The sequence below is a fragment of the Gluconacetobacter entanii genome, from assembly GCF_013155425.1.
In the GTDB taxonomy this organism is placed as follows: Bacteria; Pseudomonadota; Alphaproteobacteria; order Acetobacterales; family Acetobacteraceae; genus Novacetimonas; species Novacetimonas entanii.
On record NZ_JABJWD010000164.1, the window covers coordinates 1 to 275 of the forward strand.

At 69.5% G+C, this 275-nt stretch carries 1 pseudogene; it reads left to right on the plus strand.

What is annotated here, in order from left to right:
- Positions 1-275: pseudogene (locus HNH97_RS17215) on the plus strand (hypothetical protein); the annotation flags it as partial.

Here is a 275-nt window from a genome sequence, read left to right on the forward strand (position 1 = left end):
ACGACGGTTGCCTCGGGTGCCGGGCTTGACCTGTCGGGCAGTGTCGCGGGTAACGTGGCCGACAACGGCACGACGACGCTGGATGGTGGCACGGTTGGGGGCACCATTGCCGATAATGGCACGCTGGCCGTTACATCCAGTGGCGGCACGGCAGGGTCGCTGTCGGGCAGCGGGAACGGCACGCTTGATGGCACGCTGACGCTGGCCAATGCGGCCGATACCTATGCCGGCGCGCTGTCGGGCGCGGGTGGCCTGACGGTGGCAGGCGGGACGGA